An 18500-nucleotide genomic window follows, 5' to 3' on the forward strand; every position below is an offset into this window, starting at 1 on the left:
TCGCGGGATTCCGCTCAGCGTTCCTTGACGTAGGGCACGCCGCCGGCGCGTGGCGGGATCGCCTTGCCGATGAAGCCGGCAAGCAGGATGACGGTCAGGATGTAGGGCAGGGCCTGCATGAACTGCACCGGCACCTTGCCGATGATGGGCAGCGGTGAGCCCTGCAGGCGGATCGACAGCGCGTCGAGAAAGCCGAACAACAGGCAGGCGAACATGGCGTTGACCGGCTTCCATTTGGCAAAGATCAGCGCGGCCAGCGCGATGTAGCCCTTGCCGGCGGTCATGTCCTTCACGAAGCCGCCATTCTGCACCATCGACAGATAGGCACCGGCGATGCCGGTGAGGATGCCGGTGCAGATCAACGCCCGGTAGCGCAGCCAGGCAACGGAAATGCCAGCGGTGTCGACGGCGGCCGGGTTCTCGCCGACGGCGCGCAGCCGCAGGCCAAAACGGGTCCGGAACAGCACCCACCAGGTGAACGGCACCATCAGGAAAGCGAGATAGACCAGTATCGAGTGGCCGGAGATCAGTTGCGAATAGATCGGTCCGAGGATCGGCACGTCCCTGACCGCTTCGGCGCCCGGCCAGACAATCGCGTCGAACCGCTCGCCCGGCTGCAGCGCTGGCGTGCGCCCGCCTTGCTGGAACCAGGCCTGGCCGAGGATGATGGTCGATCCGGCCGCGATGAAATTGATCGCGACGCCGGAGACGATCTGGTTGCCGCGATGGGTGATCGAGGCAAAGCCGTGGATCATGGCAAACGCGACCGAGATCAGGATGGCCATGCCGAGGCCGAGCAAGGCCGAATGGAACACGGAAGCGGCCGCGGCACCGGCGAAAGCGCCGACCAGCATCTTGCCCTCCAGCCCGATGTCGAAGATGCCGGCGCGCTCCGAATAGAGGCCGGCGAGGCAGGCGAGCAGCAACGGCACCGACAGGCGGATGGTCGAGTCGAGTATCTGCACGATGGCGATAAAGACATCCATCTCAGGCACCCTTCCCCTTGACCGCTTCCATGCCAACCGATCTCGGACTGAACGAAGCGAACAGCGCCTGGATGTAAGGCCGGAACATATGCTCGAGCGCGCCGGCAAACAGGATGACCAGACCCTGGATGATGACGATCATGTCGCGGCTGATCGCCGGCATCTCGAAAGCGAGCTCCGCGCCGCCCTGGTAAAGCATGCCGAACAGGATCGCCGCCAGCACGATGCCGACAGGGTGCAGACGGCCCATCAGGGCTACCGCGATGCCGACGAAACCGGCGCCGCTGACAAAGTCGATCGCGACATTATGCTGGTCGCCCATCACCGGATTGAGCGCCATCATGCCGGCCAGAGCACCCGAGATCATCATGGCGGTGATGATGATGCGGGTCTCCGAAATGCCGGCATAGCGAGCCGCCTTCGGGCTGTGACCGTAGGTGCGCATCTCATAGCCGAGCCTGGTGCGCCAGATCAGCAACCAGACAAGGAAGGCCATGATCAGCGCCAGCAGGAAGGTGACATTGAGCGGGGCCGAATGGATCTTGGCGCCGAACAATTCGATGATCCAGTTGAGCTTCGGCAATTCCGCGCCCGCGAGGAAGTTGCGCGTCTGCGGCGCCTGCGACCCTGCCGGCTTCAATGGGCCTACCAGCAGGAAAACCATGATCGAGGCGGCGATGAAGTTGAACATGATTGTGGTGATGACGATGTGCGAGCCGCGCTTGGCCTGCAGATAGGCGGGGATAAGCGCCCACAACGCACCCACGAGCGTCGAAGCGACGATGGCCAGCGGGAAAGTGAGCCACCATGGCAGCACGCTGTCGAAGGCAAGACAGACGACGGCGATACCAAGGCCGGCGATGTAGGCCTGCCCCTCGGTGCCGATGTTGAACAGGCCGCAATGCGCAGCCACCGCCACCGAAAGCCCGGTAAATATGAAGGTGGTGGCGTAGAAGAGGGTGAAGGCGATGCCGGTCCCCTTGCCGAAGGCGCCTTCGACCAGGATGACGGCGGCGCGGAACGGGTTTTCGCCGACCAGAAGCACGACGAAGCCGGCGACGACGAAGGCAACGAACAGATTGATCACCGGGATCAGGCCGTAGTCGGCCCAGGCCGGCAACTTGGCGTAAGGCGTGCTCAAAGTGCTGCCCCCCGATGCTCGACGCCGGCCATCAGCAGGCCGAGTTCGCCCTCGGTCGTTTCCGGGCCGCGTTCGCCGACGATGCGGCCGGCAAACATCACCAGGATGCGGTCGGAGAGCGAGCGGATCTCGTCCAGTTCGACCGACACAACCAGCACCGCCTTGCCCTGGTCGCGCATGGCGATCAGGCGCTTGTGGATGAATTCGATGGCGCCGACATCGACGCCGCGCGTCGGCTGGCCGACGATCAAGACACCCGGGTCTTGTTCCATTTCCCGCGCGAGCACGATCTTCTGCTGGTTGCCGCCGGAGAAATTGGCGGTCTTCAACCGGCAGTCCGCCGGGCGGATGTCGTATTTGGCGATCTTGTCCCTGGCATCGTCGCGGATGGCATCGATGTTGAGGAACGGCCCCTTCAGGTAGCGGGGGTCGTCATGATAGCCGAGAATGGAATTCTCGTTCTCCTCGAAGGCCAGCACCAGCCCGACATGATGGCGGTCTTCCGGCACATGGGCGAGGCCGCGGTCGCGCAACTCACCGGGATCGGCCGCACCTGTGAGGTCGATCGGCTTGCCGTCGAGCATGACCGAGCCGGAAACGGCGCGCCGGATGCCCGAAATCGCCTCGAGCAGCTCGGATTGTCCGTTGCCGGCGACGCCGGCGATGCCGACGATCTCACCGGCGCGCAGGTCGAAGGAGATGTCGTCGACCATGGTGACGCCGCGAGAATCCCTGACCGTCAGGTTCTTGACCGCGAGCTTGACGTCGCCTGCGGCGGCTTCGCCCTTTTCGACCCGGAGCAGCACGCGGCGCCCGACCATCAGCTCGGCCAGTTCCTCCACCGTGGTTTTCTTCGTCTCGCGGGTCGCCACCATCGTGCCCTGGCGCATGACCGACACGGTGTCGGTGATGGCCATGATCTCGCGCAGCTTGTGGGTGATCAGCACCACCGTCTTTCCTTGCTCCTTCAACTGCTTGAGGATGCGGAAAAGATGGTCGGCCTCGGCTGGCGTGAGCACGCCGGTCGGCTCGTCGAGGATCAGGATCTCGGCGCCGCGATAAAGCGCCTTGAGGATCTCGACACGCTGCTGCAGGCCGACAGCCAATTCCTCGACGATCGCATCGGGATCGACTTCCAGCCCGTACTCGCGTTCGAGACGCTCCAGTTCGGAGCGCGCCTTGGCGATGCTCCTCTTCAGCAGCGCATCGCTTTCGGCGCCGAGGATAACGTTCTCCAAGACCGAGAAATTGTCGACCAGCATGAAATGCTGATGCACCATGCCGATGCCGAGCGCGATGGCGTCATTGGGTGTCTTGATCGAGGCCGGCTTGCCGCCGACGCGGATCTCGCCGCTGTCGGCCTGGTAGAAGCCATAGAGGATCGACATAAGCGTCGACTTGCCAGCGCCGTTCTCGCCGACAATGCCGTGGATGGTGCCGCGCGCGATCTCCAGATTGATGTCGCGGTTGGCGCGCACGGCGCCAAAACTCTTGTTGATGCCGATCAGCTCGATTGCGGCTTGCGCCATGCAGCCTGTCCCACTCTTATTTTTTTATCGCTTGGTCAAAATGCCTAGCATGACGCTCCGCCCGTGCCAATTGGCGGAGCGGCGTTCACTCTCGACAAATCCCGGTGCGCTTGTCAATTTCCAACGTGGCCGGGGCCCACACATTTGCTAATATGGCCAGGCCGTCGCAACGCTGCGGCGCGAGGCATTGCGTGCAAGACCGGGGATTTTGAATGACCATGCCCGCCGATCGTCTGACGACGCTGGAAATTCGCGCCGCCGAACAGGAACAGACCATCGAGGAACTGTCAGGCCAGATCGCCGAGCAGTGGAAGGTGATCGAGCGCATGCAGCGCAAGCTCGATGCACTGACCGACCGTTTCCTGGCGCTGGAGGAACAGGCAGCACCCGACGTGCCGATCACCAAGCCGCCGCACTGGTAGGGAAGGGGAGCGCAAGCCATGAGCGACCGCATCGCAAGGGCCGGCGATTATGTGCTCGGCCTGATGAACGACGCGGAACGCGAACGTGCCGAGCGCGATCTGGAGATCGACCCCGCCTTCCGCGACGCGGTGGTGCAGCTTGCCGAACGCATGCACGTCTTCCGCGGTGCCGAACCGGCAGGCGGCCAACAGCGCTGGCAGCAGATCACGCAGCGCATCGGCGACCTGCCGCAGATGCGCAGTTCCGGGCTGGGCGATGCCAGATCACCGGCGGTGATCCGCGGCCTGTCCCGGCGGCCGCATGGCTTCGGCCTGCACGCATTTGGTGGCCTGCGCGGATTTGCGGTCGCCATCGGGCTGATCGTGGCCTTCGGGTTGGGTTATCTGGCGGGCAAGCTGTAGGCCAAAGCAAAAACCGCCGGGCTTGCGCCCGGCGGTTTGCAGATCATGGCTGGATGTCCGCGCCGCTTAGTACGGGCAGGCGTTGTCAGCCGTATAGTCGTGCACTTCGAGCTTGCCGGCGATGATGTCGGCCTTGGCCTTTTCGACCGCCGCCTTCATCTCGTCGGTCACCAGCGCCTTGTTGTTGTCGTCCATGGCGTAGTCGACGCCGCCCTCCTTGAGGCCGAGATTTTGCAGGCCGCCCTTGAAGGTGCCGTTCTTGCCGTCCATGAAGGCGGTGTAGACGGCAACGTCGACCCGCTTCATCATGGAGGTCAGCACCTTGCCGGGCTGCAGACCGTTCTGGTTGGAATCGACGCCGATGCCGAGTTTGCCGGCATCCGCCGCCGCCTGCAGCACGCCGACGCCGGTGCCGCCGGCCGCGGCATAGACCACGTCGGAGCCCTGGTCGATCTGCGTCTTGGCGATCTCGCCGCCCTTGGCCGGGTCGTTCCAGGCAGCCGGCGTGTCACCGGTCATGTTCTGGATAACGTCCGTCGCACCGGCCGACTTGGCGCCGCCGACATAGCCGCATTCGAATTTGCGGATCAGCGGGATGTCCATGCCGCCGATGAAGGAGACCTTCTTCGACTTCGAGGCCATCGCCGCCAGGATGCCGACGAGATAGGAGCCTTCATTCTCCTTGAAGACCAGCGAGCGGACATTGGGCAGGTCGACGGCATCGTCGATGATGGCGAAGTTGAGATCAGGATATTCCTTCGCGACCGCCTTGAGCGCGTCCTCCCAGGCGAAACCCGCCATGACGATCGGGTTGCGTCCGTCCTCGGCGAAGCGGCGCAGCGCCTGTTCGCGCTGCGAGGCATTGGAAACCTCGAACTCGACATAGGCGATGCCGGTTTCCGTCTTGAATTTCTCGGCGCCATGGAAGGCTGCCTCGTTGAAGGATTTGTCGAACTTGCCGCCGAGATCATAGAGGATGGCCGGCTGGACGTCCGCGGCGAAAGCCGGAAGAACCATTGCGGTTGCGGCCAGGAGGCCGAGAACAATACGTTTCATGTGATCCACACCCTGTCGGTTATTTTTCCGTTACGCACCGCCCGCCTGCCCGGTTCGCCGGCAGGCATGCGACGTCAGCCAGGAGTGTATTCCCCTCCCGCTCAAGGGCAATCTGGCACGGCCCGAAACAAATTTCACGCGGAATTTTGACCTTTTGGAAAAGCATGGCGCGGGGAGGCCGCGCCGCGGCTTGATCCTTGCGCGAAAGGCTTCAGGCGGAGGCGGCGGCCGGCATGGCGCAGGCAATGCCGGTGCCCTTGAGGTTGCAATAGCCATAAGGGTTCTTCGCCAGATATTGCTGGTGATCGGCTTCGGCGAAGTAGAATACCGGCGCCGGCGCGATCTCTGTAGTGATCTTGCCGTGGCCGGCACCGCGCAGCGAGGCCCCATAGGCGTCGCGCGAAGCACTTGCCGGGCTGAATTGCGCATCACCGAGCGTGTAGATCGCGGAGCGGTAGGTGGTGCCGACATCATTGCCCTGGCGCATGCCTTGCGTCGGATCGTGGCTTTCCCAGAACAGCTTGAGAAGCTCGGCATAGGAGACGACCTTGGGATCGTAGACCACCAGCACCACTTCGGTGTGGCCGGTGAGGCCGGTGCAGGTTTCCTGATAGGTCGGATTGGGCGTGAAACCGCCGGCATAGCCGACCGCCGTGACCCAGACGCCTTCGAGCTGCCAGAACAGCCGCTCGGCGCCCCAGAAACAGCCCAGCCCGAACATCGCCGTGTCCAGCCCTTCGGGGTAGGGTCCCTTGAGCGGGCGCTTCAAGACGAAGTGCCTTGGCGCGGTCGGGATCGCCTTGGCGCGGCCCGGCAAAGCCTCGGACGGCTTCGGCAAATGGAGCTTCTTGTTCAGCATGTCGCTGAGAAAGAACATGCGCTGTCTTCCTTCTCTGGGTGGCGCAGGAAGCGGATCAGGTGGCGGCGAATTGTCCGGCGCGCCGTTGCCGCCGGTAACCGATCGCATAGAGCAGGAAGGCCAGCACGGCAAAAACCGCGAAGCCGGGCTGGTTAAGCACCCAGGCGATGGCGCTGTCCCAGAGCAGCGGGCCGGCCTTGGCCCGGACGAAGGTCTCGAAAGCGGCCCGCGTGTCCGGCGAGACGGCCAGCCAGCTGGTGTTGAGCGGGGTCAGAACCAGTGCCGAAGCCGCCACCGTGCGCGTCGCGTCGAGCACCGCCATGATGACGGAGATCGACAGCGCGACCATTGCGGCAAGACGAAAGATGAAGCAAAACATTCGAGACCTTTTTCCCGGGCCGGTGCTCAAGCTCCTCCCGAGGACCTTTCGGCACGCGTTTCAGAACGAGAGATAGAATGCGCAGGCCGGGTTCGCAATCGCCATACGCGAATTTGAAGCCGATCTATGCCACTGGCCTGCGCCTGCGCCGGTGAGCGAGCCAGACCGCGACAATGCCGCCGCCAATGGCACCGACCACCAGTCCGGCCAGGCCGATGAACGCGGCGAAATAGCCGCAGGCGCCTTCGAAGCAGCTCATGCTGGTGACATCGGCGATCACCGAACCGGCGAAGAAGCCGGCGACGGCGCCGATGACCGCGCCAAGGATGATACCGAGCAGGGCGGCGACGATCGAAACGAAGACCGGCGGCGCTTCGGTTTCCGGCTTGGCGTAGACGGTCTCGGCGCCTGAACCGCGGCGCAGCAGGTAGATGCAGAGCAAGCCGATGGCGATCTCGGCGCCGGTGATGGCCAGGCCTCTGGCCGAGAAGACGAAATCAGGCACGGCAAGCACATAGGCCTGCCTCGCCAGCAGCCAGATGATAATGACGATCTGCCAGATGGTGAAATGGCGCGGGAAACGCGCCGAGCGGCCGAAGGCGAGGCCAAGCAGGTAAAGCCCCCACAGGATGGTGACGACGTTGGCGGCGAGCCCGCCAAGGACGAGATAGAAGATCTTGTCCGGCAGGCCGGAATTCCCGACCAGCCACCAGGCCGACGCCAGGCCATAGACCGACCACGCCATGACGAAGATGAGCCAGCCCACCGGCACGAAGGACAGCCCGCTGTCCGGCCGTCCGGCTGGCGTCTGTCCATTGCCCGGATTTACACTGCTTGATGTCATGCCCGGACGATGCCCCCGCAAAGCCTCCCTGTCACTCGACAGATGGCCGGGGTCGAAGTCAAGCGCGGCTGGCCTTGCGGCCTTGCCTGTGCACATCATTCGGGGGGCGGCGCCTCAAAACGGGTGCTCCGGCGGCGTCGTGAAACGCTGTGTGGCCGGCAAAGCGAATAGACCGCCGTTATGGCTTGGCATTCGGCGCGGGATCGACTAGATGAGCCCCGCGCCTGTTGCTTTGACGGCTCAGGTGCAGGGGAAGGGTGTTAGCTGGTTGGCGGCATCCATGGAGCGGAATTTCCGCACCGCAGCCCCAAGGGAGATGCATATCCCCAACCCGCGTGGCGAAACCGGCCGGCGCGACATGCAAGGACGGAGAGGTGGCCGAGTGGTTGAAGGCGCACGCCTGGAAAGTGTGTTTACGGGAGACCGTAACGCGGGTTCGAATCCCGCTCTCTCCGCCATTATATCAATAAATTCAACGAGTTAAACGGCAATTTTCGATTTACCCGCCAACCTTCCCGCCTATGCGAATTGCGCTTGATTGCAACGAATTGAGGCAAATCCCTGACGTCTGGCCGGCGACCCGCTAGGGGGCGACCAACTCGGCGAGCTTGGCCGCAACGTCTGCCATCGGATTTTCCGCCGTGCTCAGACCGCTGCGCGACGCGAGCATAGGACTGACATCGCGCAGAGCTTCGTAGGTCGTGTTGTGCACGATGGGAACGAGCAAATCGCGCGCCAAAAGTGTCGAAAGTTCCTTGTCGGCTATGCCCCCACTTTGGATGCGGTCCAAAAAGGCAGGGGTCACCAGTACGATTCCGACACGCGTCTTCGCTAGTCCCCTGTCAATTTCACGCAGCAATGGAGAGCCAAGAATAACGTCCTTCTCGCTAAACCAGACGGTAACACTGAGCGACACCAGCAGATCGTGCAGTTCCTTCGCGGCTCCCTGCCGGTCGTCCCATGCGTGGCAAAGAAATACATCTAGACGATCAGCCTGGGGCGGTCGCTTTTCGACGGTCTCGCGGATCGGCGTGAGTGCCCGCACCTCGGCAGGAGTATACACCACGGACGAACCGGCTCGTGACCACCTCGGCCTTGCGCCGCTGCCGGATCCGCCGCCGCTGCTTCGGCCGCCCCCGCTGCTGGACAAAGAGGAGTAGTACGGGGGAGAGTAAGACCCGTAGCTGCTGGACCTACTATAGCCGCTGTAGCGGCTGCCGTAGCTACCACCGCATTCAGGGCATTCCGCCCTAGCACTCGCTGTGCGATGACCACGTGTTGGTGCTGTGCATCTTGCCATATGGCCGACGCTAACAGGTACCATCGGCGCTCTCAAGCGCAGCGCAAAGCGAATTCGCCCGCTTGATCAGGCCACCCCTACCTTCGCCCCTGTAGCTGGTCGTTTTCTTTCTTCGCTGCCTCTCGGCGCTTGTCAATCCAGGCAGCGAGGTCGAGCAGATGCACGCCCTTCGCCGCCTTCTGGCTGTGCTCGATCCGCACTACGGGCAAATCAATCTCGCCCTCGGTCGTTTTTCGCGCGAGCATTTGCGGCGTGAGGTGCTGGAAATAGTCGCGACATACCGCGTCGAGCGGGATGACCGCAGCGCCATTGTATTGCGCCATCAGAAGGAAAGCGGTGTTCATATCAAAGCCTCGCTCCAGTAGGTTTCGCCCCTGCCCGGTAGAGCTTTTGCCTTGCTTTCGACCGCATCCGCAAGAGCTGCGATAAATGCAACAACGGGCGTTGCGATCGCAACGCCCGTCATCCCTTGCCCAGGGCGGATTTCAGTTCAGCGTTCCAGAGTTGGCATTCGTCCAATACGTCCCTTCAATCCAGGCGGCAGCTGTAGCCTTGATGCGGATTTCAGTTTCGCTCTGTGCTGGCAGAGAGGAGATCGTTTGCGCGATGGCAAAAGCCGGCGCGCTCGCCGCGTCGATCGCCGCGAACTCGTCATCAACGCTGATGTCGTCGGGCAGCGCGTCGATCTTCGCCTTGGAATAGAGCATCGCCTGTTGCAACAGGATGCCCAGGAAATTCATTTCGCCTTCGAACACAATGCCATTGCGGTCCATAGTTGCGTCCTTCCGTCTGGTTCGCTCAACGGTATCCTTTTTAGATAATCCGTTATCTATTATGGTCAACGAGAAAGGACCGGTTGTCAACCCTTTTTGGATATCGTACTATCTTTTTTAGATATCGGAGAGGAAAGCGAATGATCAATGCTGAACAGATGCGCGCCGCTAGGGCGCTGCTGGACTGGACCCGCGATGAGCTCGCGGAGAAGTCTGGAGTGTCCGCGCCAACAATCAAGCTTATGGAGACGCGCGGCACCGAGCGAAGCGTAATCGCGACAGTGAATGCTGTTCAGATGGCGCTGGAGGAGGCTGGCGTTGCCTTCATCCCGGAGAACGGCGGAGGCGCCGGCGTGCGTCGAAGGGATAGGCGGTCATGACCGCACGCCAGCGCGCTATACATTCGCGAAGCTGTGGCGGTCACAGATCGAAAAGCGGGAGGCAAGCGCCGCTGGGCGAAAGCTAGCTGGCTCAGCGCCCAGGTCCGTCCTCCTTCTTCTGATGGTTGTTGCCGAATTGCTCGATCTCATCACCTAGCCACATGAGCGCTTTTCCCGGCAGGTAGGAAAGCGGCTGTAGCGCCCGGTTGGGCCAGGAATTTTCATAGTCATAGGGTGCGGGCTCCACGATAGGAGTTGGATCGCGCCCCTGCACAAAATCCTCGTAGCGCTGCACCACTTCTTCCTCGCTGGGCTTGCGGCCAAGCTCGCGCTCCAGATCGGTCGAAATCCCGCGCCGCAGATCAATCGGGATATCGGTGTACTTCACAACGACATCGACGGTTGAGTTGTCGCCGCGCTGACCGGCCTCGAATGCGAAGCCTTCACGCGACGTTGAACCGCTGAACAGGTTTGCGGCAGACGTGAACGGATTGGGGATCAGCCCGTATGACGGCGGCGCTGCGCCGTCCTTGATCACCACCGGCAGGAGCAGGCGGTTGATCATCGACTGAATTTCGAGCTGGTTCGGGTTTTTCTGGCTGGTGCGTTTAAACTCTTCCATTTGCGCGGCCAATGCGTTCTGGAATTGCGCAACGCGCTTGGCTGCATCTTCTCGCGCGCTGTCCTGCTTCCCGGTCGTGGTAATGCCCACAGCTTCAAGCTGCGTCTGTGCCTGGGAGAACGCTTCTGTCAGATTGATCCCGTTCTCGCGCGCCTTCTTCTGATCGGTCAGCGCCGTGGTCTGGTTGCCCGTCAGTTCCTTGATCGCGTCCTTCGACAGACGGTCGCGGTAGTCGTTCAGGTCGACGTTGGCGAAATCGGTCGGGTTGGTCGCGGCGTACTTGCGCATGTCGTAAAGCAGCTTTTCATCACTATTGACATCGCGGCCCCGGTTCGCGGCTTCCTGATAGCTCCACGCTGCCGAAACAGCCGCCATGCCCGCCGCCTGACGGACTTCCATAGGCACCTGATCGGGCGTCTGGCCCTGATCGATGTACTTCCACATTTCGGCCTTGGCTTGCTTCTCATTCGCCTCCTGGGCTTTGCTCTGAGCCTCCATGGCCGAATAGAGCCGCTTGCGCGTGGCGTCCCTCACATCAGGATCGGAGATCGCGTTGAGCTTGGTCTCGATGTCATCATATGACGGCGCGACCGAGCGCGGGGCGATGCTGTTGTTGCGAGGCGCGACCGTGCCGGCGAATTGCGCACCGCCGCGCGAACCCTTCGGCTCGATGTGCCATGGCTCGTACTTCATCGGGAAATAGAGGCCGTACTTGCCCGCGTTCTGGTGAACCCAATCGACCACCTCTTGCGGCGCGTGCGACAGCGACGTTCCATTGTAGGCGAGATCGACCGCGCGGCCCTCGCCATGCTGCGAGCGGCCTGGAGGCGCGACCCATTTGCGCGCAGCTGCGACCGATCCATATTTCTTGACCGCCGCGCTGAATAGTTCGGCCTGCCGTTCGGGCGAGCGATAGCCGGAATAGATGCCGAGACCCTTGCGGATTTCGGGCGGCGCATCCTGCATCATCGCCGCGAGATTGGTAGCGAAGCTGTTGTCGAGATTGTCGACCGCGCCCGGCGACTTGTTGCTGACGGATTGCAGATAGGCGCGCGCCCGCGTCGGCCCGGCCTGTCCGATGCGCCTTGCCCCGCCGCCGCCGCTTGCCGGCGAAGCTCCGGACGCATCAGGCGTGGATGCCGCGCGACCGCCCGACAGGATCGCCTCAGCCTCGCGCTTGGATTTCTCCTGCACAAGCTCAGTTTCGAGCGACTGGCTCAGCGCGTACTGATCCGCGCCGGTCATCTGCTTGGCATTCGCCTTCATGTACTCGTCGGCGGCGATAGGGTCTTTCTGCGCGATGCGGAGCGCGATGTTCTTGTGAACGCCCGAGACGAAATCAGCTTCCTGGAGCTTCAATGTATCCGCGCCCCAGCCTTGCAATTCGCCCTGCCGGCGCAACTCCAATTGGCCCGCCGCGATGTATTTCTGAACCATCGAAGGGTTGTTGGCGTTCTTCATCGCTTGATCGCCAAACGTCTGAATGCTGCTTTTCAGATCGTCAACTATGTAGGATTTCAGTGACTGTCCCTTATGCACCAGCCCTTGGCGGCGGCTGTCCAGTTCAAGCGGATCAATAGCCTTCGAGAACATGTTCTGCTGCGCAGGCGTGAGCTTGGCGGACGCCGCTACACTTTTCCGTAGGCCGCCGATGTCGCGATTGTATGTATCGAAAGCGTCGATCGCTGCCCGCCCATCCTTCTGCAAGAAGCCGCTATCGGGGTCATATTTGAGGCCGTCAGCCTCGGTAATGTATTGGTTCCGAGCGCGGCGTACTGCTGCTTCATCCTCAAGCGCCCTGACTTGGGCGATGGCATCGCCGGCCATGTCGAGACCGCGCGCTGCCGATTGCATGCCGCGACCAATGCCCGCGCCGAAGGCTTCCGCATTGGCGTTGGCGTCCAACTCCTGTTGGAAGATCGGGCGCATCGAAACGTCAGACTGGTATTCAGGAACGCGCGGCATTTACTATTCTCCCGTGGTGATTGCGAGGCGATAGCCCTGACGAAATCCAGCTTCGACAATTGAAACGCCGGAACCCTCGAGCCAGACCTCTAGCCTTGAGAGTGACTTCTTCAGAGCAATGTACATGCGCGTCGGCGACGGACCGCCATCGGGGTCATCGGCGTACATCGCATCGAACAAGACGTTGGGCGTGACCGGCATTCCTCTGCCGCGCCAGACGGCTTGCAGAACGGCACGGTCGAGGCCCCTGATCTCATGTGAGGTAATGAGATTATCAAGCGCCTCCACGGTCACGGCGGCTTTGCAGCAGGGACAGACGGTCATCTATAGCCGCGCCTCTTGGCTTCCTTGATCGCTGACCTCACCAGGCGCGGATCATTGCCCGCGCCATGACGCTCCAGGCTGGCGACGACGCCGGGACTGACCCTCTCCATGTCGGCAATGAAACGGCGAGCAATGCCGATATCGGCCTCTGTGACGCCGGAAGCCGACAGTTCGGACATGCCCGCGACAAAGCCGGCCTCGATCTGCTCGGGCGTAGGTGGGGAGAAGCTGTCGGCGCTCTGCCGAACGATAGTAAAAGCCTCCTCAATCGTCGCCGGTTCGGTTCCGGCTGCGCGGAAATCCTCACTAAGCGCTGCCGTTGCTGCCTTCAAAGCGCTCGCCCGCTCAGTATCGCCGTCCTTCATCGCGTCGAGCGTGAACTGATCCAGTTCGCCGCCAACGGCGCGCTCGTAGTCCACCCCCTTCCTGGCCGCATCATCCTTGAAAAGCACTGCGGCGGGATCATCAGACTTTTCCCCGGCAGGAGGTGAGGCATCAGCCTTGCGCTCACTCGGGAACGCAACGGCAGCGGCAGCGTCGGGCTTGCCGTGATTGCCCACCAAGCGCTGCTCCGCAGCTGTACGCTGTGCGTGCGCCCATTCCGGCACCGACGCAGGCCTCGAAGGTACGTCGTTTGGAAACAGGACGCTTGCGGCGTCTATCTCAGCCATCACGCGGCCTCCTGTTCGCTTTTGTCAGCAAGCAAGACGGCCCACGCCGAAGACGCGATTTCGGCGACGGACTTGCCTGAACCAGATAGCCGCGCACGGCCGTCGGCGAGCCTATGCAGCCGGTCTATCGCCATGACAGCCAGACCCATCTGGCCGACGACGCTACCCGACAAACGGAATTCTGCGCGACCTAGATGCTGGCGAATGGCTAGTTCATGCTCGCTCAGGTCAGGCAATGCGGCAGCGAATGCATCGATCGCCGCATCAATGCGTCCTGCGGCGGCCAGGAGGCCATTTGCGTGGCTCTTGGCCGTGTCGAGGTGGTTCTGGCGCACGGCCTCCGCCTTAGCCTCATGGGCGGCGGCTTCGGCCTCATGAGCGCGATCGAGCGCCCTCGACAGGATGCGGCGATCTACAGCCAGTCGCTCCAGCCGTAGATTGATTTCGGCGGCTTTGCGGGCCGCGTCAGGAACGCCAGCAACCGCATTGACTGCGACATCATCGAATTCCAGGCCTAACGAAGTGACGAGCCTATCCAGCCCGGCGATCTTTTCGCCGATTTCTCGTGACGTTGCTTGGTCCATCTTAGGCCACTCCTGCCCAAGCTGCGGCGGCGAGTTCGGCGATTGTCTTGTCGCCTGCGATGGAGGGCTTCCCCATCGCATCCAGCGCGACTAGAGCAAGGCGCTCCTGATAAGCGCGCGGCGTATCGGACGCCGGGCGAGCCCGCCTGATTTCGACCTCAGCGGCGTCAATGACGGCCTTGGCCGCGCGGACCTGAATAATCAACGCGTCAAGCTCTGTTGCCTTCGTCTGGATCGTCGCGATGTTGGTGGCTATGCTTGCCATCAGTCTTTCCCTTTCTTTCAGGTGTTGCGGCGGGCGCTTAGAAACCCGTCCTGATCATTCTCGTATTCGGTGTCGGCAAAGCCCTGACGTTCAGGGTATGGCAGGATTGGTTGATACGGAGCGGGATGCTTCGGCCCCTCCCAATCGGCCACAACAGCCGGCGAAGGCGCGGGCGCTTGTTCGGGCTTCGGCGTGATCTTTGGCCCTGGGGTAGGTTCTGGCGTGAGAAGAGCCTCAGCGGGCGGCGCAGGCCTCTCCGCCTCTCCGGCAGCTTGAGCACGTGAAAGGCGCGCTAGGCGGTCGGCAAGGCCGTCCAGGCCCTTAATTTCCAGGGTATCGCGGAATGCGGCAACCGAGACGTGCCGCCCAATAGCTTCCAGTCGGCGCACGCGGTCGGAGAGTTTGATCTTTTTGATCGAGCCTATCCGCTTGCGATCCTCGCCGCGCCCGTCAAACAGCGCCTCGATCTCAATGCCGGCCACCAGGCCCTTTCGCCAGATCGGAGGCCATTCCTCGACCGGCAGAAGGTCTCCTGTTTCATCGTACAAGTCGAGTAGATCGGCCTCGACTTCTTCATGCAACCGATCAAGCAAATAGTCCGCATCTACCTCGACGCGATCCAGGCGCTTCTGCTGCCCTTCCTCAATCGCGGCCAGAATGTCGGGATCATCCATCATACGTGACGCCATGACCGCCGCAGATGACGATGCATAGCCCGCGCGCAAGGCGGCTTCCGTGGCCGTCTCCGACCTCAGATATTCTTGAACGAACCGCCGCTGCTTGTGCGTGAGTGCCATGGGCAACCGCTATCAGCGCATGGTTGCTGTGACTTTCCGCCTTATACAAAATTAGCTTTTGTGAAGCTCCCGGATTACCGGATTACCCGGATCAGTTTTATCCAAACGTGGAAATTTCGCAGTAGAGCCGCCTGTATATGTACGCATACTGCGAAACCCATAGAGGTGGCTGAAATCGATCCGGGTAATCCGGTAATCCGGGCCCATTGGGACGGTGGTCGATGAGGCGAATGTAAAGCCGCCCTGAGGACACCTCTTTAGGGTTGCTAAGGTAAAAATCCTCAGCTAGAAGAAGCGCCTCTCGGGGGCTTGGGGTGAATATTCAGCAAAACGTTGTAGAAGAGAATACAATATCGCCGCGTCTTTATATTGCACCTCTGGATGGCCTTCGTTTTTTTGCCTTCCTTGCAGTTCTTTCGACATCACCCATGCGATATCTGGGCCGCATCTCCTATGGCCTTTACGTCTTCCACTTTGTTTTCATCGGCTATTCAGTTGGCAGAGTGACGAAGATGCTTGGCCATCCGATCGCCCCCGCGAACTCAGCCGGAGACTACTGGCTCATGTGGCTGACAGCGCTGACACTCACGGTCGTTGCCGCGAGCATCAGCTATTTCGCTTTCGAAAAATGGATCGCCCAATTCAAGCGACGCTATGAGGCGGTCGAGGGGCGGCGTCCCTAGTTGATCAGGCCGTGTACCCGCAGAGCATCCTCAATCGCCTTGATGCGCTGTGAAGCATTCCTTGCGGCATCATCAAGTGCCTGCACCGTGGCCTGCACGTAAGCGCCAGTGTGCGTCTGACCGGCATAGGATGCGAATGCCCCTTTATTTGCTGTGCCGGTGCCAGCAGTCCAGCCAATCTCGCGTGCCTTGATGATCTGGTTACCGCTTATCTTGATTGGCTGGTCGAAGGAATAGCCGTTGGCCGCCCCTGCGAACGCAAGAGCATCGGTCGAATGCGTTATCGTGACGTCGCCGTTTGCCCAGTTCAACACGCCGCCAGTAGCTAGGAACAGATCAGACCAGGCGATGGTCGGGGCACCAAGCGCCGCACCGTCATTGGCCGTGGGCCTCATGACGGTCGGAGCGATCGCGTATGCATTTGCGCCGCCGATCTGCAAAATGAGCGCGCTAGGCTGTTGAACGAGCCTTACATTACCATTGGCGAAGTCCAGGGTGCCGCCCGTAGCCAAGAACACATCTGAAAACGGGAGTGCCGCTGTTCCGAGCGCAACCCCATCGGCAACCTTGGGGGTAAGGTTGGCCCCGATAAGCTGAACGCGGTCCAGCATGTCGTTCGTGCCGTCTGTGTCGACAAGCTCATTCGTGATATTGGTAAAGGAGTTGATGCCGGTCTTTACACCCGTCACGCCGGTTCCGACCACAATACCGTTGGTGAAGTCTCTAAGGTCGTTTCCGGTGACCGTATTCTTCCATGTGGCTGACCAACCACCACCGCCTGTCCCGATGCTGATGGCCGATCCCGCCCCTGCGCCGGGTCCCGAGATGACATTATTGGCGATAGTATTGTAGCCCACCCGGTTCATCACGATGCCATCGCCTTGCGTGAAAAACAGGTTGCCCACAATATGCGAATGGAAGATGCCCTGTAGATTGGCTGCGGCAATGACAGCATTGATATGACAGTTCGCCATCGCCAGTTGGCTTTCGCTGCCAGTGATGGATACGACCCAGTTGACACCGTAATTCACCGACACCCCGTCGCAATTGATGATGTGGATGCCTTCGACGTCATCCCCGGCATCCAGCCACTTGTCAGCGTAGGTGCCCTCGCAGCCATTGAAGAAGTGCGCCACCGGGTCATGCGTCGCATCGGCCTCAGAACTGATTTTGAAGAACGTTCCGGCCTGCGTTAGGACTTTGCCGAACCAGCGCACGTTGCTGACATGGTTTTGACTGGCCTTCGACATGTAGAGACCGGTATCCCAGCGATAAGTGCCGCCCGAGCCTCGGAACACAATATCTGAATAAAGTAGTGTGGGTGCCGGTCGGCCTTCAAGGCGGTTGGCGATGACCTTGAGGCCCACGCCACCACCCTCTACGCCGGTCGAAAAAGTCACGCCGTCGATCTGGAATGGGTTGCCCTGCGGGCTCCGCGTCCACCATCCATCATTGACTAGTGTGGCTTGCATTCCACCATTGGCGTTCGGCCAGTGGAAGACAGTCGCCTCCGCCCCTGCACCGCGAATGGTCAGCTGCTGGCCTCCTGTCAGCGCCGGTATGTCGACCTTGGCGGAGAAATGATAGGTCCCGCCAGACGGCGCATACAGCGCAAAGCCGCCAGCCACGGCAAAGGCGACGGCGGCCAGGAATGGGGCGAGATTGTCTGTCGCACCATTGTCCGGTTTGCAGCCGAACGCTAAGATATTCACGCCCATCGTCCGCCGGTCGACGTAAGCTTTTGCACTCTGCTGCGTCGGAACCTTAGTGGCGCTGTTCGAAGCCATATCGTCCTCGTCAACGACAAATCCAAAGCCGCTTGTCGATGCGTCCGATTTCTTCACAAGACTATCAAGATTGTTCGCCAGGGCGTCGATCTCGTCGGCGCTGTCAGCGAGGCGCAGAATGTCGCCAACCAAGCCGGTAAGCTGGGCGGGGTCTTCCGACGCCGGGATTAGCAAGGATCGGCTGATCTGCTCCTGCAATTCCTGATCGCGCATGGCCGCGAGATCAAACGAGGCCTCGACCGTTTCGGCGTAGTACGCGCCCTGATTTTGGAGATCGGTCTCCTGCGTAAAAGGCACGCTGCGCAGGAGGGTCAATCTGTGCCCGGCAGGCAGCGGAGCAGTGAGCGCGACTTGCCCGCCAGCTGAGTTGCCGACATCGGAAACGATGTAGTCGGCGTCGATGGTCAGGATTGTTTCGATGCCCGCCGCATCAGCCTTGATGACCTTGACGTGGTTTTCGCTCACGATCCGAAATTCGTAGTCGAAAACGGTCGTGACACCGTTGCCATTGTAAGGGCCGGAACGGTTTGTTTCGCTTGCAACTGTCATATGATCTCGCGCCCAATGAATTTGAGCGCGACGATAGGTGCAGATGGTTGGGAGCTAGAATTGCTGGTCGAACTCGGTTGTCACCAGTCGGCAAAAGCTAAGGCGCGCCGAACGATCGCGGTCCTCGCCAGCTAGGCGCGACACTGTGTCGAGATTCTCCGCCTTATACAAAGTTATACATT

General features: G+C 61.2%; 21 protein-coding genes and 1 tRNA gene. 5 read left to right on the forward strand and 17 right to left on the reverse strand.

The window, feature by feature from the left end; all coding sequences use genetic code 11:
• Window positions 1-14: 14 nt before the first annotated feature.
• From OOJ09_RS23425 to OOJ09_RS23435, 3 genes are read right to left on the reverse strand one after another with little or no spacing between them, the layout of a single operon-like run.
• A complete protein-coding gene (locus tag OOJ09_RS23425; RefSeq protein WP_269907480.1) occupies window positions 15-986 on the reverse strand; it encodes an ABC transporter permease in 972 nt (323 codons plus the stop codon).
• 1 nt (window position 987) lies between these two features.
• Window positions 988-2127: an ABC transporter permease gene (locus OOJ09_RS23430; RefSeq protein ID WP_269907481.1), complete on the reverse strand. Its 1140-nt coding sequence runs from the start codon at window positions 2125-2127 to the stop codon at window positions 988-990.
• A complete protein-coding gene (locus OOJ09_RS23435) occupies window positions 2124-3656 on the reverse strand; it encodes an ABC transporter ATP-binding protein (RefSeq protein ID WP_269907482.1) in 1533 nt (510 codons plus the stop codon). The genes OOJ09_RS23430 and OOJ09_RS23435 overlap by 4 nt, the downstream gene beginning before the upstream one ends.
• A 212-nt stretch (window positions 3657-3868) precedes the next feature.
• Between OOJ09_RS23435 and OOJ09_RS23440 the strand changes: the two genes are divergently transcribed.
• Window positions 3869-4078 (forward strand): SlyX family protein, encoded by a 210-nt coding sequence (locus tag OOJ09_RS23440; RefSeq protein ID WP_269907483.1) that lies wholly within the window; start codon window positions 3869-3871, stop codon window positions 4076-4078.
• A gap of 18 nt (window positions 4079-4096) precedes the next feature.
• Window positions 4097-4480: a hypothetical protein gene (locus OOJ09_RS23445; RefSeq protein WP_269907484.1), complete on the forward strand. Its 384-nt coding sequence runs from the start codon at window positions 4097-4099 to the stop codon at window positions 4478-4480.
• Between the two features lie 66 nt (window positions 4481-4546).
• Here the strand turns inward: OOJ09_RS23445 and OOJ09_RS23450 are convergent, their stop codons facing one another.
• The 4 genes from OOJ09_RS23450 to OOJ09_RS23465 all read right to left on the reverse strand — a co-directional run bounded on the left by OOJ09_RS23450 (window position 4547) and on the right by OOJ09_RS23465 (window position 7618).
• Window positions 4547-5536 (reverse strand): BMP family lipoprotein, encoded by a 990-nt coding sequence (locus OOJ09_RS23450; RefSeq protein WP_269907485.1) that lies wholly within the window; start codon window positions 5534-5536, stop codon window positions 4547-4549.
• A gap of 211 nt (window positions 5537-5747) precedes the next feature.
• Window positions 5748-6413 (reverse strand): peptide-methionine (S)-S-oxide reductase MsrA, encoded by a 666-nt coding sequence (msrA, locus tag OOJ09_RS23455; RefSeq protein WP_269907486.1) that lies wholly within the window; start codon window positions 6411-6413, stop codon window positions 5748-5750.
• 37 nt (window positions 6414-6450) lie between these two features.
• Window positions 6451-6774, reverse strand: a complete 324-nt coding sequence (locus tag OOJ09_RS23460; RefSeq protein ID WP_269907487.1) for a hypothetical protein — start codon at window positions 6772-6774, stop codon at window positions 6451-6453.
• Window positions 6775-6898: 124 nt separating this feature from the next.
• Entirely contained in the window at window positions 6899-7618 is a 720-nt protein-coding gene (locus tag OOJ09_RS23465) for a hypothetical protein (RefSeq protein ID WP_269907488.1), read from the reverse strand.
• 368 nt (window positions 7619-7986) lie between these two features.
• Between OOJ09_RS23465 and OOJ09_RS23470 the strand changes: the two genes are divergently transcribed.
• A tRNA-Ser gene (locus OOJ09_RS23470) sits at window positions 7987-8076 on the forward strand.
• A 125-nt stretch (window positions 8077-8201) separates the two neighbouring features.
• On the opposite strand, the gene OOJ09_RS23475 is transcribed toward OOJ09_RS23470, so the two are convergent.
• The 3 genes from OOJ09_RS23475 to OOJ09_RS23485 all read right to left on the reverse strand — a co-directional run bounded on the left by OOJ09_RS23475 (window position 8202) and on the right by OOJ09_RS23485 (window position 9691).
• A complete protein-coding gene (locus OOJ09_RS23475; protein WP_333474480.1) occupies window positions 8202-8681 on the reverse strand; it encodes a toll/interleukin-1 receptor domain-containing protein in 480 nt (159 codons plus the stop codon).
• A 314-nt stretch (window positions 8682-8995) separates the two neighbouring features.
• Complete coding sequence (locus tag OOJ09_RS23480) at window positions 8996-9262, reverse strand: pyocin activator PrtN family protein (protein WP_269907489.1); 267 nt, start codon at window positions 9260-9262, stop codon at window positions 8996-8998.
• Between the two features lie 141 nt (window positions 9263-9403).
• Complete coding sequence (locus OOJ09_RS23485; RefSeq protein ID WP_269907490.1) at window positions 9404-9691, reverse strand: hypothetical protein; 288 nt, start codon at window positions 9689-9691, stop codon at window positions 9404-9406.
• Between the two features lie 140 nt (window positions 9692-9831).
• Between OOJ09_RS23485 and OOJ09_RS23490 the strand changes: the two genes are divergently transcribed.
• On the forward strand, window positions 9832-10071 hold the full coding sequence (locus tag OOJ09_RS23490; RefSeq protein WP_269907491.1) for a helix-turn-helix domain-containing protein: 240 nt from the start codon (window positions 9832-9834) through the stop codon (window positions 10069-10071).
• A 91-nt stretch (window positions 10072-10162) separates the two neighbouring features.
• On the opposite strand, the gene OOJ09_RS23495 is transcribed toward OOJ09_RS23490, so the two are convergent.
• From OOJ09_RS23495 to OOJ09_RS23520, 6 genes are read right to left on the reverse strand one after another with little or no spacing between them, the layout of a single operon-like run.
• Window positions 10163-12658: a D-alanyl-D-alanine carboxypeptidase family protein gene (locus OOJ09_RS23495; protein ID WP_269907492.1), complete on the reverse strand. Its 2496-nt coding sequence runs from the start codon at window positions 12656-12658 to the stop codon at window positions 10163-10165.
• Window positions 12659-12661: 3 nt separating this feature from the next.
• The gene (locus tag OOJ09_RS23500) at window positions 12662-12982 is read right to left on the reverse strand and encodes a hypothetical protein (RefSeq protein WP_269907493.1); all 321 of its coding nucleotides are present in this window, start codon (window positions 12980-12982) and stop codon (window positions 12662-12664) included.
• Window positions 12979-13653 carry a hypothetical protein gene (locus tag OOJ09_RS23505; protein ID WP_269907494.1) on the reverse strand — a complete coding sequence of 225 codons (675 nt, stop codon included), beginning with the start codon at window positions 13651-13653 and terminating at the stop codon, window positions 12979-12981. Before OOJ09_RS23505 ends, OOJ09_RS23500 begins: the two co-directional genes overlap by 4 nt.
• A complete protein-coding gene (locus OOJ09_RS23510) occupies window positions 13653-14237 on the reverse strand; it encodes a hypothetical protein (RefSeq protein WP_269907495.1) in 585 nt (194 codons plus the stop codon). The genes OOJ09_RS23505 and OOJ09_RS23510 overlap by 1 nt, the downstream gene beginning before the upstream one ends.
• A 1-nt stretch (window position 14238) precedes the next feature.
• Window positions 14239-14502: a hypothetical protein gene (locus OOJ09_RS23515; RefSeq protein WP_269907496.1), complete on the reverse strand. Its 264-nt coding sequence runs from the start codon at window positions 14500-14502 to the stop codon at window positions 14239-14241.
• 17 nt (window positions 14503-14519) lie between these two features.
• A complete protein-coding gene (locus OOJ09_RS23520; RefSeq protein ID WP_269907497.1) occupies window positions 14520-15299 on the reverse strand; it encodes a terminase small subunit in 780 nt (259 codons plus the stop codon).
• Window positions 15300-15613: 314 nt separating this feature from the next.
• On the opposite strand from OOJ09_RS23520, the gene OOJ09_RS23525 reads away from it, so the two are divergent.
• Complete coding sequence (locus OOJ09_RS23525; protein WP_269907498.1) at window positions 15614-15982, forward strand: acyltransferase family protein; 369 nt, start codon at window positions 15614-15616, stop codon at window positions 15980-15982.
• Here the strand turns inward: OOJ09_RS23525 and OOJ09_RS23530 are convergent.
• The gene (locus tag OOJ09_RS23530) at window positions 15979-18318 is read right to left on the reverse strand and encodes a hypothetical protein (protein ID WP_269907499.1); all 2340 of its coding nucleotides are present in this window, start codon (window positions 18316-18318) and stop codon (window positions 15979-15981) included. The two genes, OOJ09_RS23525 and OOJ09_RS23530, sit on opposite strands and share 4 nt — an antisense overlap.
• Between the last annotated feature and the right edge of the window lie 182 nt (window positions 18319-18500).

The organism is Mesorhizobium qingshengii (genome assembly GCF_027563465.1).
In the GTDB taxonomy this organism is placed as follows: domain Bacteria; phylum Pseudomonadota; class Alphaproteobacteria; order Rhizobiales; family Rhizobiaceae; genus Mesorhizobium; species Mesorhizobium qingshengii_A.